A 15,394-nucleotide genomic window follows, 5' to 3' on the forward strand; every position below is an offset into this window, starting at 1 on the left:
ATCCGTACCGTTTAGCCAATTTACAAAGGCCATAACAGATTTTCAAGAAAATTTCCGCCTCGGTTTGTGGGCTTGTCGCAGGAAAGTAAAAGCGACACCCCCGCTTACCTGCTTCCACGGTCACCACTAGGAGTGAAAAATGACCACCGCAACCAAGCAACAGGAGAATGCGGCCGACACCAAGTTGCCCGGCCACAGAATCCTCACCTATACATTTGGCGATGTTGCAAACAACCTGACGTTCATGATGACCTCGATGTTCCTCATGGTCTACATGACGGACATCGCAGGTCTGACAGCTGGCGTCGCTGGCGCAATTTACGGCATTACCAAGATTTGGGCTGGCTTCACTGACCTGTTCGCCGGCCAGACAGTCGACCGAGCCGATACCCGCTGGGGTAGGCTCCGCCCATGGATCCTCTTCGGTTCCACCCCATTGGCCATCGTCTTCGTCTTGCTCTTCTCCACCCCAGCAGGGCTCAGTAACACAGCCACTATCGCCTGGATCTTCCTCTTTGATGCGTTATTCCAGCTGTGCTACTCGTTTGTGAACATCCCCTATGGCTCCCTTGCTTCTGCAATGACGCAGGACCCAGTCGACCGTTCCAAGCTCACAGGTGCGCGTTCCATCGCATCTTCGCTGACCACGGTCGTCCTCTCTGCAGTTGTGGCACCTCAGTTTTCGGATACCACGGCAGACGGTATCCGCCTGAAGTTCACCATTACTTGTATCATCCTCGGCATCATTGCCGTGATCTTGTACTTGATCTGTTTCGCTAACTCCCGCGAGGTTGTTCCTCGTGGCCAAGGCGAAATCTCCTTTAAGAACACCATGAAGATGGTTGCCAAGAATCAACCATTGATCACTCTGTGTTCCGGTGCATTCTTCCTGCTGACCGCAAACTTCATTTTTAACGCGATTGGTATGTACTGGGCCCGTGATGTCCTCGGCAATGGTAACTGGTACGTCTTCCTGACTGCAGCTTCGACTGTGGGTACGATCCTCGCCGCGTCTTTCGTGCCTACAGTGACCAAGCGCTTCGGTAAGCGCAATGGCTACGTTGGTTACGGCATCCTGATCATCCTCGGTTTCTTGCTGCTGTACTTTGTGCCAAGCGGTGCTCTACCTCTGGCACTCATCGCATGGTTTATCTATGGCCTTGGCAATGGCGGCACCAACTCGTTGATGTTCTCCATGCAGGCAGACACTGTTGACTACGGCGAGTGGAAGACCGGTATCCGGGCCGAGGGCGGTTCTTATTCGATCCTCTCCTTCACCCGTAAGGTTGGCCAAGGTGTTGGTGGCTGGCTTGGTGGCGCTATCATCGGCGCCTACGGTTATGTCTCCGGTGCTGCTACCCAGACCCCAGAGGCTATCCATGGTATTAGCGTTGCCATTGGTCTTGTCACCGCAGCATTCGCCGTCGTCGCAATTGTTGTGATGGCTCGCTACCCATTGGATACGAAAACCCACGAGGGAATTATCTCGGATCTGAACGAGCGTCGCACCCAGGCCGCTATTGGTAAGGCCAAGGATGTCGACCCTGCCCGCACCGTTATGGCCGATGACACCCTTGTCGGCGATGGACGCAATACCTTGCTGCGCAAGGCCGAGGAAAACCATCCTCCAATCGTGACAGTCTTCGGTTTGCGCGGTTCCGGTGCAACAGATATTGCACCAATGATTGCAAAGGAGCTCGGTGTCGAGTACATCGGCCAGGCCTTCAGTTCCACCGAACTCGCACAGGTGGAGAAGAAGGACCTCATTTCGGATAACACCTTCGACCGCTGGATGCGTGCAATTTCTGCTGGTGGCCTCCAAGACGGCGACTTGGACTCCGCTGTTTCGCAGTCCGCGAACCGCAATCTCGCGTCCCAGAACACCGAGTTCGTCCTGAACGCGGTAGACAACGGTGGCGTCATCTTGGGCCGTAACGGCGCACACGTCCTCGGTGATGTCTACGGTGCAATTCACGTGCGCCTCATCGCCCCGCTTGATAAGCGTGTCGAGCGCGTTATGGCGCAAACGGGTCTCAGCTACAAGGAAGCCCGCGAGCAATGTATCACTGAAGACCGGATTCGCGCCGAGATGTCTGATCGTCTCTACTCGTGGGATCCAAACCACGACTCGGACTACGACCTCGTGCTCAACACTGGTTCGGTAACCTACAAGCAGATCGCTGAGTTTGTTGCAGCGGCGTTCCGTTCGAAGTACCCAGATTCGAAGCCTAACGATGCTTCGCGGAAGGCTGCGCCGGACGAGAGCGAGCTTCCGGACGAGAATAATCCAATGGAACCTTCCAAGGATTAAGTTTGTGAGAAGCTAGAACCGGGCGTGGGATTAATTTCGGCGCCCGGTTTTTCGTCGCTAAGCATTGCCCAAATCACATAAAGATCATACCAATCGGTATCGATCTCGAGTATCCTGGATTCATTAGGCTATGAAAGTGCACGATAATGCTGATTAACTTTAGCCCCACTACTTATTTTCCAATCCACACATCAAGCACCGTTGGAGGTCACAATGACTAAGCACATCGTCGTTATGGGGGTGTCCGGTTCAGGAAAGTCCACTGTCGGCGCCATGTTGGGTAAGGCCCTCGACCTTCCTTATAAGGACGGAGACGACCTGCACACCCAAAATAATATCGACAAGATGGCGAAGGGCATTCCGCTTACCGACGAAGACCGGTGGCCTTGGCTTCAGCACATCGGCGAGTGGCTCGTAGACCACCCCGACGGCGGAATCATCGGCTGCAGCTCGCTGAAGCACTCCTACCGGGACAAGATTCGCGAATACGCCCCGGATGCTGTGTTCATCCATGTCCATGGCAGCAGGGATCTGCTCTACTCGCGCATGTCGGAGCGCCCTGGCCACTTTATGCCGGCCTCCTTGCTCGACTCGCAGCTGGACACTCTGGAAGAGCTGCGTGACGACGAGCGCGGGGACGTTTTCGATGTCTCGCACTCCCCAGCCGAGATCGTTGACGAAGCAGTCAAGTGGATCAAGGCCAACGACAAGTAACCCGCATTTTGCCGGTGCGGTGGCGGTAGACTGGCGTCATGACTAATCGCGCTCTGATCATCGTCGATGTCCAAAATGACTTCTGCACCGGCAGCTTAGCAACTCAACGCGGACCTGAGGTTGCTGCCAGAATTGGTAGTTTCCTGGGGTCCGAAACTGCGGATCTCAACGCATATACCCACATCGTGACCACGCAAGATTGGCACATTGATCCAGGTAGCCACTTTTCTGAGAACCCAGACTATGTAGACACCTGGCCGGTGCACTGCAAAGCCGACACCGAGGGCGCCGAGATTCACTCAGCTATTGATACCTCGAAAATTGAAGCCTTCTTCCGCAAGGGAGAATACGCAGCCGCCTATTCCGGTTTCGAAGGAAAAGCAGACGGCGTCGGCCTGGCTGAGTGGCTGCGCGCAAACCACGTAGACGCCATTGATGTCTGTGGTATTGCTACCGACCATTGCGTGCGCGCAACTGTTTTCGATGGTCTTAAAGAAGGCTTCAGCGTGCGCATCCTTACCGGTATGTGTGCCGCCGTTGACAATGCGCGCGGCGACCAAGCATTGAATGAAGCCCACGCAGCAGGGGCTGAACTGCTGTAAATAGTTTGGGCTACTGGGGGTTCGGTACGTAGCCCAATAGATCTTCCATCTCTGCCATTTCGGCAGTTTGGACCTGAATCATTTCGGCGGAGAGCTCTTTCAGCGGCTCATAGCCACCGTTATCCACTTCGTCCTGGGTCATCGCAATGACCTCGGCGTGGTGGTAATGCATCAGTTCGAGGAAGCGCGTGCGCAACTCATCACCTTGCAGCGCGGAATAGTTATTCATGACGGTCGGATTGACCATGCCGTTCGCGATGTGGTGCGAGTGTAGGTCCATGGCTTGTTGTTGGCCCCACTGGGCACCCCACTCCGCCATGATCTCATTTTCACGAGCCTGACCGTCGCGGATCCTCTGCGCAAGATCACGCACGGCTTCATCTTGCACGTCAGAGGCCAAGAGTACGTCACTCATCTCAATTGCCTGTTCATGGTGCGGCACCATCATGCCCAAAAAGTGCACGTCGGTCTCGTTGGCCTCGGCTGGCATTGTTGGAGAATCTACAATGCCTGCTTGCTCCACGTTGGAATTGCTGGCTGGAGCATCTGGAGAAGAACAACCCACCAGAACCAGGCACGCTGCTACAGGCAGCAAAAAACGGCGCATCATCTTTCCCCTTTTAAACAACTAACTCTAAAAAGATGATCTTAGCGCCGTTTGCAGTAACTCTAAGAACGCTCAGCGAGAATGCGCTGTAGCTCCTTCAGGTTCTTCTTCTTTTTGCGGCCGTTAACCACGTTAAGCACGATCAAACCCACGACAGCAGCACCGATACCGAACAGAACCTTCTGGACCGTTGGGTCCTGCAGCTTTTCGCTTGCCTGGGTCTTCGCATCATCGACCAAGTTCTGTGGCTTGGTGCGGTTTGCCAGCTCGTCGAGTGTGCCCGCCAGCTGCTGACGGGTACGTTCGATGTCGCGCTGGATATCGTTGATGTCTCGTGCCACTGTTCAAACTCCGTTTGTTGTCAAGTAATTAATGGTGCTTTGTTCCCACAATAGTGTAGTCACGAATTCAATGTCCGGTAAGGTATTAGACATGACTGAATCCTCACGTCTGGCCCCAGGCGACACTGCTCCTGCTTTTACCCTTCCCAATGACAAAGGCGAGCAAGTTTCGCTTTCAGATTTTGCGGGTAAGCGCGTACTCGTCTACTTTTACCCTCAAGCAAATACTCCAGGCTGCACCACCGAGGCCTGCGACTTCCGTGATAGCTTCGCCCAGCTCAATGGACTTGGCGTTGATGTTGTAGGGATCAGCCCCGACAAGCCGGAAAAACTGGCTAAATTCCGCGCTGACCACGATCTGAATTTCACTCTTCTCTCTGACCAGGACAAGTCGGTTATGAAGGAGTGGGGCGCGTTTGGCGAAAAGAAGAACTATGGCCGAGTGGTCCAGGGCGTAATCCGCTCGACTTTCTTGGTTGATGCCGACGGTGTCATCGAATCTGCACAGTACAACGTGAAGGCCACCGGTCACGTTGCGCGAATCCTGCGGGATTTGCCGCTATAAAAATGGCTGAAGACCAGGAACTTCTCGTCCCGCGACGCAGGCCTGCCCAGGCCCGCTCGCGGGAGAGGTTTGACCGGATCTTAACCTCCGCGCGCTCCGTCCTTGTCGACGTTGGCTTCGAATCCTTCACCTTTGATGAAGTTGCCAAACGCGCCGAGGTGCCTATTGGCACCCTCTATCAATTTTTTGCGAACAAATATGTTCTCATCTGCGAGCTCGACCGCGTCGATACCGCAGAAACCGTCGCCGAACTTCGGCGCTTCTCGGAGCAAGTTCCTGCACTGCAGTGGCCAGATATTCTCGACGAGTTCATCGACCACCTCGCCCGCATGTGGCACGAGGACCCCTCCCGCCGCGCAGTCTGGCATGCGGTCCAATCAACACCTGCAACTCGCTACACCGCGTCAGTGACCGAGCGCGAAATGCTGGAAATCATCGCGGATATCATGCAACCGCTCGCAACAAACGCGCCCCTTGAGGTGCGCTACAACCTTGCCGGCCTACTCGTGCACACGGTGTCGTCACTGCTCAACTATGCCGTGCGCGATCTAGACATTGAGGGCGGGGAAGCCTCGTTTAACGGGGTCGTGTCTGAGATCAAGCGAATGGTTATCGCCTATCTCTTCGCCGTGGCCCAGGGCTAGCCCACTACAACTAGCCCGCCACGATGCAGGCCGCCATGGCGTAGTCGCCATCGTGGCTGATGGACAACGACTGTGCTGGCAAAGCAACCGAGGCCACCTCACCGTGCAACTCCAAGGCAACGCGCCCGAATCGGTCCGCCACTACCTCGATCTCGGAGAAATCCACACGGTCGGGCTCGATCTTGTTGGGCAGGCCGTAGAGAGCCTGCGACCATGCCTTGATGAAGGCTTCCTTCGCCGCCCAGCGTCCCGCTAAATGCTCGGCGCGATCCTGTTTGGTGTTGGCTACCCGCAGCTCACGGGCAGAAAACACCGACTCGAAGGTGGAACCGGGCAGAGCAAGCTGCTCGCGGAACTCCGAGATACACACTAGATCGACACCGATATGCATTATTAGCTCTCCATTAGTTTTCCGAACTTGCTTCCCCGGTACGCAGAACGCCTTCGACGAGGCGGGCTGAATCGTCGAGAAGCACTGCTGCTTCAAGCTCCTTGCCTCCATGACCTAGGTTACGGTCAACAGGGCGCTCATACAGCGAATCGCCGCCATGAATAGCATCGTTGATCCGGGCCAATCCCGCATCTTCACGGGCAGCGGCGCGCGCGGCCCAGCCATCGGCGTCCAAACCGGCGTTGCGCAGCGCCGAGAGGAACGCACCTGGGTGAACCACAGCCACCAGCGCAGAGACGTGGCCGAAGCCAAGCGAGGTGACCAGGCCGGCCTTCGACACGAGCTCGGTCGGCTTGCGCAACCAAACCATGTGGGAATCCTTGCGCAGCGCAGGATCCACGCAGTCGAGTGAGCGGTTTGCTGGAACCTGACCAGAGCGCAGCACTTGGGTCAGACCCACCATCTGGAAGGCAGCGGCGCCGCCCTTGGCGTGGCCGGTCAGCGACTTCTGGGAAATCACGTAGAGCGGGTTGCCCTCAGAACGCCCCAGCGAGCGCGCGATACGCTCGTGCAGGTCCGACTCGTTCGGGTCGTTGGCGTTGGTGGAGGTGTCGTGCTTGGACACGATACCGATTTCATCGGCAGATACATCCAGGTCACGCAGAGCAACCGCCAGGCGTGAGTCCATGCCACCGCGAGCCGCTGACAGTGCGCCAAGACCAGGTGCCGGGATGGACACGTGCGCGCCATCGGCAAAGGACTCCGCAAAGCCAACCACACCCAGGACAGGCAAGCCCATCTCATAGGCCACGCTGCCGCGAGCCAGAATCAGCACGCCGCCGCCCTCGGACTCGATGAAGCCACCACGGCGCCTATCGTTGGCGCGCGAGAAGTAGCGGTGTTCGATGCCCTTGGCTTCCATCGCAGCCGAGTCAGCGGTAGCGGCCATGTCGCCGAAACCGGTGATGCCTTCGATGGACAGGTCGTCGATACCACCGGTAACCACAACGTCGGCCTTGCCCAGGCGCAGCTTATCCATGCCCTCTTCCACCGACACAGCGGCGGTGGCACACGCAGCAACCGGGTGAATCATCTGACCGTAGCCACCGATGTAATCCTGCATCACGTGCGCAGCCACAACGTTCGGCAGCGACTCCTGCAAGATATCGTTCGGGCGAGGCTCTGCCAAGATTCCATCAACATAGAGCGAGCGCAGCGATTCCACGCCACCCATACCGGTGCCCATGGTCGAGGACACGCGCGCCGGGTGAATCGAACCAAGCAGTTCAGCAGGACTAAAGCCCGAGCTGAGGAACGCATCCACGGTGGCCACCAGGTTCCACAGTGCAACACGGTCAAGGTTATCGATCATATCGGCCGGGATGCCCCACAGCGCCGGATCGAAGTCCTCCGGGATCTGACCGCCGACGAAACGCGACATGGTCACCCGGCGCGGCACGCGCACAGGAGTACCAGCCTGACGAGTCACACTCCACTCCGCCCCATCGAATGTGGCGGTGGTGTGCTCAGGATCGGAGTCCACATAGGTCTTCGCGGTCTCGCGGTCGTCCACCGTGAACGTCATATCGCGCTCGAGGTAGATCGTGGTCAGCTCAGGCGCGAGATTGTTCACCATGTGGAAATCGTCATGGTAACGACGCACACCAACCCGACCCAGTACCTCATCGTGGTAGGCATCGTAGATATCAGCCTCATTGAGCTCATTGCCCGCAGCGTCTTCCCACTGGCCATTCTCGTAGTGGATCAGACCCATCGACCACGCCAACTCAATCACACCAGCCGCAGTGAGATCGCCGGTCAGCTCCGCGTCGAAACGCGTACGCGAGGAGCCATACGGCCCGACCTCGGCAGCACCCACGATGACCACCATGTCGTCGATATCTTGCTTGACATCGAAGTCCGGCTGCGTCCACTCGATGCGCTTATAGGGTGTCGGCAGCGCCTTCACCGTTCGCGGTGCTTCCGTTTCTTGCTTATTGACGACCGGCGCCTGCCCTGCCTCACGTGCAAGTTCAGGCAGGTTGATATCCGCCTCGCCGAGACCACCCGTGAAGTCCGCTACTACCGGGCTTTCGGCAGCCTGTGCCCGAACCTGCGGGGTAATCTGGCCGAGCAACAACTCCGCGATCTCCTCGGTGGAGTAGGTTCGCACACCCTTTGCTTCTACGGCATCAACCAGCGGATCGTTTCCGCCCATCAGGCCAGTGCCGCGCACCCAACCAATCAGCGCGTGCACAAGACTGTTGCGCTTGCCCCAAACTGGTTCTGCGTGCCAGCGGGTAACCACCGCATCGAGCGCCGCCTTGGCTTCACCGTAGGCGCCATCGCCGCCGAAGCGACCACGGTTCGGGGAACCCGGAAGCACGACGTGGACGCGGTTGCCCACGTGGGTATCAGCGCCGAGGGCCGACAGACCTGCAATAAGTCGCTCAACCGACCACAGCAGCAGGCGCATCTGCGCTTCCGCTGCTGGACCAGCATCGGCAAGTGTGCCGGACACACGCGGTGCCGCGAATGGGAAGAGCAGGGTTGGCACGAGTGCTGGCTTGGTTACCTTCTTTTCTGCACCCACGGTGGTGGTTTGCTCGGTGCCAATCCACTCGATCAACGCATCCAGGTCGTTCATTGCCGACAGGTTTGCAGGCACAACCCACAGCTGAGCGGTTCCACGGGCATTCTCACGGTAGAGCTCCTTGTAGAACTCCAGGCGATCGTGGCCCAAGTGCGAGGTCGTGACAATCACGGTCGCTCCCCCAGCCAGCAGGCCGCCGGCCACAGCAGCGCCAATGCCATTAGGAGAGGCACCGGTCACCACGGCTACATCGCCTGCATAAGCTAGCGGGGATTCGTCGCGAGCCTGCGCTGCTTGGGCAGGCTTGCCCAGGTACTCGGCCATCACGGCGACTTCCTCGCCAAGCCCGGTGACGTCTATGTCGAGCCCCGTGGCAAGGTCCTCGCGTGCAGAGGCCCAGCGGTCGTCGAGAAGCACTGCTTTGTTGGCGTCGAAGGAAGGCGCGACCTGGCGTGGCCAATCCGAGCCGAGCTCGCGGGTAACCAGCTCGAGAATGTCCTCGTCTGCTTCCTCGAAACTCTCGGGGTTGGTCTGCTCGTGGCCGAGGCGACGCAGCAGCTCACGGGCGGTTTCTGCAAGCACGCCGGACTCACCGGTAAGTTGCTCTGCAAATTCACCGAGTGCTGCGGAATCCACAACGCCACCTGCACCCGCGCCCGAGGACGGCAGGCTAACAGCAATGCCACGCTCCTGCGCGACTGACTGAACTGCAGCATCGATGAGGGCGTCTAGCTCGGTGGCGTTGGAAGCCTCCGGCAGCGTGGCCAGGTTGCCACCGCGCAGGGAGGCGCCCTCGCGAGTACCCATCACCACAGCAGCGGTGGTCTGGTCAGCCCAGCCCTGGCCCAGCTGCCACACATTGGTGACGCGCTCGGCAACGTAGCCAGGCTTCTTGCCGGTCGGGCCGGTGATGCGGCGCAGCGAATCGGCAACGGTATCGCCGAGGACCGGGCCAAAGGCCGTGTAGCCCTTCGCCATCTTCGTCACGGTCGCCTTCAGGTCGTTGAGCTCCGCGTCAGCGGCACCGTCGATAGCACCCAGGCCGAACTCGACGCCGAGGTCGAGGAGCAGCTGATTGCGTCGCGACGACACGCCTTCCACCAAAGTCTCAATGGAGTCAGTCGCGCCCATCTGATCGGGGCGGACCTTCGTCCACACGCTGACCAGCATCTCGGTTGCATCAGCCGGGGTAAATGGGATGTCTGCAGGACGCTCGCCACCGGTAGCTACAGGTACGGCCGGAAGCTCGGTCGGAGCTGGGTTCGGCGACTGTTCTACAGCCTCTGCAGGTGCTTCTGGTTCCTCAACCTCTTCAACCTCTTCAACCTCGCGGACGACTTCGTCGGTGGCAAACACGCGCGCGCGATCGCGCTCAAGGTTGTTGACCTCAATCTCGCTACCGGCAAACTTCGGCAGGGCCAGCGTCTGGCCCAGCATGTTGGCAAGGGTTGGGGACGCGCCGACACCAACTTCGACGAAGCTCTCAATGCCCAGGTCGGTCAGGATCAGTTCCTGCGTTTCAATCCAGCGCACAGGAGAGGCGAACTGCCAGGCCAGAAGCTCGATGAGTAGGGTGCGTCCCAGCTTCACGGAGTCCTTCGCGGCGGCGTCGAAATCCTTCAGGATTTCTGCGATGTATGGCGAATCGACGACCTCAGCAATGGACTCTACGAACTCACGGGTCAGCTCAAATGGGCGTGCCACGAGGTTTGGAATGTAGCGACCTTCAAGCGAGTGCAGGTCTACGTCGGCCGGGATCAATGAATCCAGGTGAGCACGGAAATCGTCCACGCCACCAAGCAGCTTCGAGGAGTGGAAAGGCACGTCGATGCCAGGGATCATCACCAGCGCACGCTGGCCGGGGCCACGCTTCTCGGCATCGGCGCCAAGGGCACGCAGGCCAGACAAGGTGCCTGCCACAGCGTACTGGCGGCCGTCGATGTTGTAGTTCACGATCTCGAGGAACTCACCGGTGGCCTCGGAAAGCTGCGCCACGTACTCTTCCACATCGTCGCCAGCCAGGCCCATCTTGTACGGGCGCAGTGCAGCCAATGCGTAGTTGGAGTTGCCGTTCTCGTCGCGCTCGACCAGGCGGTGCATGGTCAGGCCGCGGCGGTAGACGATCTCTACAACAGCCTCAAGCGAGAGCACTTCAGCGTAAGCAGCCAGCGCGTTGTACTCACCCACCGAGTGGCCTGCGAAGTACGCATCTTCGTTGAGCACATGTGCCTCGCGCATCTCTGCGACCTGGGCACAACCCAGGGTTGCCATGGCCACCTGGGTAAATTGGGTGAGGAACAAAGTTCCATCTGGGTGATGGAACGCTTCTCCATCGACGACGACCTCGGCCGGGTTATTGCGCACAATCTCCAGGATGGAAAAGCCCAGCTTGTTGCGTGTGTGCTGGTCGGCGCGGTCCCAGACGGCGCGGGCCGCAGGAGAAGAAGCATAAGACTCCATGCCCATGCCCTGGGACTGGATGCCCTGGCCTGGGAAGCCGTAGAAGGTGCGCGGTTCGCGCAGCACTGCGGTTGCCTTCACGGCAAGCTCATCGCCCGCGGTCACCGAAACGGTGCGCACTTCGCCACGGCCCACGCGGTCGTCGATACCCGTGCGCTCCACGTCGATGGAGATTTCCGAGCCCGGCAAAATCGTTGCCAGCATTGTGGCGGTGTATTCGATGATCTCGCCGCCAGCGTCAACGGCCATGAGCTGCGCGATGGCAGAAGTCCACATACCGTGCACGATCACGCCGTTAGGAAGTCCGGCCAGGCGCGCCGCGTTGTCGGAGACGTGGATGGGGTTGCGGTCGCCGGAGACAACGGCAAATGGCAGCATCGACTGCGGAGTCATCACCTGGGCGTAGCCGCGGTGCGAGTGCGGGGTGTCAATGATCGACGGCAGCGCCGAGGAGTTCGTCGTGGCCGTAGCCTTGCCGGCGCGCCCGCGGATGGCGAAGCGCTCGGACAAGGTAGCCAGCTCTTCGCCGTCGGCGGAGATCTCCGCGCGAACGACGACCACGCGGCCAAGGCCGGTGTCGGCGACCTCGTCGGTGTGAGCGGTGATGGTGAGTTCCACGTCCTCTTCTGGGAGCGGAGCCAGCATGGTCAGGTGGTGCTCAAGGTGCACGAGCGAGAGCATGCCTTCGACGGCAAGGTCCTGGGTGCCTGGGATCTTGGCATCAGCAACGGCCGCGAAGACAGCGGGCCAGGCCTTGCCCACGAGCACGTCAGGGGCGCCGCCTGCGGCAGCAGGCAGGTAGCCCGCGGTGACGTTATCGTAGTCGGCACGATCGTGCCTGGTCAGAGAGGTAGTCCAGGTGGCAATGCCATCGGAGATCGGTGCCAGCTCGCCGCCCGCAGCAACGCGAGTCAGCTCCAGCATGGCTTCCTCCGCATCTGCCTGGGAGACCCGTGGGCTAAAGGCCGGGTCGGTTGGTGCCTGAATCTTGATGGTCAGGTCAGTCTGGCCCACGTTGACAGTCAACGCGGCAGTATCAGCGTCGATGTCTTCGAGGGTGTATTCGGCGTCGCCGAGTCGGGTGATCAGGCTGGTCTGCTCGAGACCTGCCCAATTCAGGCCCGGAGCTCGCAGAATGCGCTCCGAGGCAGTGGAATCGTCGTGAAGCGGCGTTGTACCAATCGCATCAATGCCGGCCTGCTCGAAGCGACCCAACAGCTCAGCGACGGGTTCGTTCGCGCGCTCGATGCCGTCGACGGCGACGATGCCTGGGATGATGCACACGGCATCGGCGTCGTAGCGCTCGTCGTGGGCCTGCCACAGCGAGTCCGTGCGGTAGCTGCGGCGCAGGTCAGCGTCGATGGCTGGGACGAATCCGACGGGCTTGCCCGGGCGGCGGCACAGTGCGACGAACCAATCGGTGTCGGCAGGGTGCAGCTTCTGCGTGGCGGCCTCAGGGTAGGCGGCCGCCAATTCGTCGATCAGTGTGTTCGGATCGTCCTCGAATTCAGGTGCCACGACCGGGGTGAATTCGCCGTGGTCCTGCTCGTTTAGGCGTGCCTCGGCGCGCTCGAGCATGTCCGCGAAGCGCGTGTACCAGGTGATATCCACCCAGCCGGTGCCGTTCGGGGCAGAAAGTTCCGCGTATCGACGAAGCCACTGCTCATAGCTCATTGCCGCGGTTTCACCGAAGTAAGGCCTGCAGGTTGTGGCAAGTGCGGCGATGATCTCGTCGCGACGCGCCTCTGCTGCCTCAGCATCACCATTGACCTCGTCGATGAGGCGACCCGTGCGGGCCCAGGAGTTATCGATTTCGTAGAGGTCGGCGCCGAGCTGGGAGATCGCCGAGGCCATGCCGTCGCGGCCCTCGCCCTTGCCAACCCAGCCTTCGATGCTGTGAGTTTCAGCGAGCAGCTGTTTGACGGATTCGGAGGCCGTGGATTCCTTCGTAGCCATGGCTGCGGTGCCCACGAGGATGCCGTCGACAGGCATTGCTGGCAGGCCGTGCTTAATGGACCACTGACCGCTCAGGTAGTCTGCGGCGCCTTGCGGGGTACCCACGCCACCGCCAACGACAAGCACAACGTTGTCGCGTGCGCGGATATCTGCGTAGGCCGCGATGAGCATCTCATCGAGGTCCTCCCACGAGTGGTGTCCGCCGGCCTTGCCGCCCTCGAGTTGCATGAGGATCGGGGTATCGGACAGGTCGTCGGCGATCTTGAGGATCTTCGAGATCTGGTTCACCGCGCCCGGCTTGAACGCTACCCATGGGATGCCACTTGCGCGCAGGCTCTTCACCAGGGCGACAGCATCGTCGTGCGGAGGGATGCCCGCGGATACGACGACGCCATCGATTGGAGTGCCGTTGCGACGAGCGCGTGGAACCATGCGCTTGCCCTCAATCTGCATGCGCCATTGCTGCGGATTAAGGAACATCGAGTTGAACTGGGCGTTGACACCTGGCTCAAGCAGCTCGGTGAGCCGTGCCAGGTTTTCTTCCAAGATTTCTTCGGTGACCTGGCCACCGCCGGCGAGCTCAGCCCAGAAGCCTGCGTTTGCCGCGGCTGCGACGATCTCGGGATCAACTGTGGATGGCGTCATGCCTGCCAGCAGGATCGGGCTGCGCCCAGTAACTTCGGTGAAGCGGGTCTGCAGGCGGTTCTTTCCGCCGCGCTCAATAATCTGCGGCGCGAACTCCGAATACGCGCGAGGAGCAACTGGTGCCATGCCGTAGTCAAAGAGGCGGGACTGGCCTTCTGCGTCAGCCACTGCAAGCACACCAATGCCAAGACCTGCGACGTTCGCCTTGGTCAGGCTTGCGACGCCCTTGGTTGGGCCGATTTCGAGTACCCAGCGCACACCTTGATCGGCGAGGTCTCGGGTTTCTTCCAGCCAGTCGACGGGCTCCACGATGACCTTGTTCGCGAGATCGCGTGCCAATTCAGTATTCAAACCTGCGGTCTTCGCCCAAGCTTCCACCTGGTCTGCTGCTGGTTCAAGCGCTGGGTGATGGAAAGCCACCTGAATATTTAGTTGTGCAAAGGTTGGGTTGAATGGCAGGCCGCCACGCTTCTTGTTCTCTACGGCCTGCTTGTCCTTGGCAGCCGCAGCTTCAAGGCGCTTGACTACCAACTCAATCTGGTCGGTGGCGCCACTGACCACGTAATTAGTCCGCCCGTTGCGAAGTGCTACTGCGATGTCGGTTCCGGTGAGTGCCTTATCAAGCTGCTCGCGGGTGACATTGCCAATGGAAACCATCGGAGAAGCATCGACCGTGCGCATCAGGCCCTCTAGGCGGCCACCGCGGGTGATGGCAACACCGATCAATTCGGCAATGGCAAGAACTTCCGCGGGATCATTGTCCAGCGCTGCCACGCCGAGCACGCCCTGGGAGTGGCCGAGTGCGGCGCTGCGATCGTCGATAATTAGCCCTTGGCGCTTCAAACTTTCCAGTACCGCAAGCTGAGCTACGAGGGTGCCGGGGACGCTGACTGCGGCATCGGAGGCGTCGAAGGCCTGGTTGGACTCGCTTTCTGCCCACGCCACGGGATCGAATCCGAACGGGCGATAGGCCGCAAGTTCATCGCCCAGAGGGAGCAGAAGCTGGCGAGACTGCTCCACCAGTGCAGTCATGGTCGAGCCAACGCCAGCGGTCAAAGCGCTGTTCAGAGTTGGCAACCAATCAAACCCTTGCCCGGAAAAGGACACGGCAAAAGGTTCTTGACCTGAGCCGGTGCCAAGCTTTTCGTTGAGGCGAACCTGACCCGGGTTGGTTTGTGCATCTGTCACGCGGAAGACTCCTACTAAGGTGTTGGACTAGTATTTGAGCTGTAATTTACGTTTTCGCTGGAGATGACGTGGGTAACAAGGGTAAATGCACCCAAAAATCGCCCTCTAATCGTGAGGATTCCGTCATCTTTTCAGCCGTGGAGAGAAATATTACCTCTTAAAGGTGATCAAGTCATTTCACACAAGAAACTGTCTCAGGTTAATCAGATGACCTGATTTTGAACTGGTGGGCTTTGGAGCAAAAAGGTGCACTTCGCAGGACTTTGTTTTAAATGACCTGGGCTTTTATATTTCGCAGTGCGTTAGGTCCGGTTTTTCGCTTCACGACGATCCCCCTCCCGGACCTAACGCACGACGAAAACTAAAACCGCAGGTCG

General features: G+C 59.3%; 9 protein-coding genes. 5 read left to right on the top strand and 4 right to left on the bottom strand.

The genetic code is table 11. The features are described from left to right. Positions 1 to 139: 139 nt before the first annotated feature. The 3 genes from ACXZ66_RS11190 (at position 140) to ACXZ66_RS11200 (ending at position 3,627) form a co-directional block, all read left to right on the top strand. On the top strand, positions 140 to 2,311 hold the full coding sequence (locus ACXZ66_RS11190) for a glycoside-pentoside-hexuronide (GPH):cation symporter (RefSeq protein ID WP_458748835.1): 2,172 nt from the start codon (positions 140 to 142) through the stop codon (positions 2,309 to 2,311). A gap of 213 nt (positions 2,312 to 2,524) precedes the next feature. Beyond that, positions 2,525 to 3,025 carry a gluconokinase gene (locus ACXZ66_RS11195; RefSeq protein WP_458748837.1) on the top strand — a complete coding sequence of 167 codons (501 nt, stop codon included), beginning with the start codon at positions 2,525 to 2,527 and terminating at the stop codon, positions 3,023 to 3,025. A 38-nt stretch (positions 3,026 to 3,063) separates the two neighbouring features. Beyond that, positions 3,064 to 3,627, top strand: coding sequence for an isochorismatase family protein (locus tag ACXZ66_RS11200; RefSeq protein ID WP_458748838.1), 564 nt, complete (start codon positions 3,064 to 3,066; stop codon positions 3,625 to 3,627). A gap of 10 nt (positions 3,628 to 3,637) precedes the next feature. Here the strand turns inward: ACXZ66_RS11200 and ACXZ66_RS11205 are convergent, their stop codons facing one another. Continuing rightward, a complete protein-coding gene (locus tag ACXZ66_RS11205; protein ID WP_458748839.1) occupies positions 3,638 to 4,237 on the bottom strand; it encodes a DUF305 domain-containing protein in 600 nt (199 codons plus the stop codon). Between the two features lie 59 nt (positions 4,238 to 4,296). After that, on the bottom strand, positions 4,297 to 4,575 hold the full coding sequence (locus tag ACXZ66_RS11210; RefSeq protein ID WP_458748840.1) for a DUF3618 domain-containing protein: 279 nt from the start codon (positions 4,573 to 4,575) through the stop codon (positions 4,297 to 4,299). Between the two features lie 91 nt (positions 4,576 to 4,666). On the opposite strand from ACXZ66_RS11210, the gene bcp reads away from it, so the two are divergent. After that, positions 4,667 to 5,140 carry a thioredoxin-dependent thiol peroxidase gene (gene bcp / locus ACXZ66_RS11215; protein ID WP_458748841.1) on the top strand — a complete coding sequence of 158 codons (474 nt, stop codon included), beginning with the start codon at positions 4,667 to 4,669 and terminating at the stop codon, positions 5,138 to 5,140. A 2-nt stretch (positions 5,141 to 5,142) separates the two neighbouring features. Beyond that, complete coding sequence (locus ACXZ66_RS11220; protein WP_458748842.1) at positions 5,143 to 5,784, top strand: TetR family transcriptional regulator; 642 nt, start codon at positions 5,143 to 5,145, stop codon at positions 5,782 to 5,784. Between the two features lie 10 nt (positions 5,785 to 5,794). Here the strand turns inward: ACXZ66_RS11220 and acpS are convergent, their stop codons facing one another. Together acpS and ACXZ66_RS11230 are read right to left on the bottom strand one after the other, a co-directional pair. Further along, the gene (acpS, locus tag ACXZ66_RS11225) at positions 5,795 to 6,175 is read right to left on the bottom strand and encodes a holo-ACP synthase AcpS (RefSeq protein WP_458748843.1); all 381 of its coding nucleotides are present in this window, start codon (positions 6,173 to 6,175) and stop codon (positions 5,795 to 5,797) included. Positions 6,176 to 6,188: 13 nt separating this feature from the next. Further along, on the bottom strand, positions 6,189 to 15,017 hold the full coding sequence (locus ACXZ66_RS11230) for a fatty acid synthase subunit beta domain-containing protein (RefSeq protein WP_458748844.1): 8,829 nt from the start codon (positions 15,015 to 15,017) through the stop codon (positions 6,189 to 6,191). Positions 15,018 to 15,394 lie beyond the last annotated feature (377 nt).

The sequence above is a fragment of the Corynebacterium sp. S7 genome, assembly GCF_054401105.1.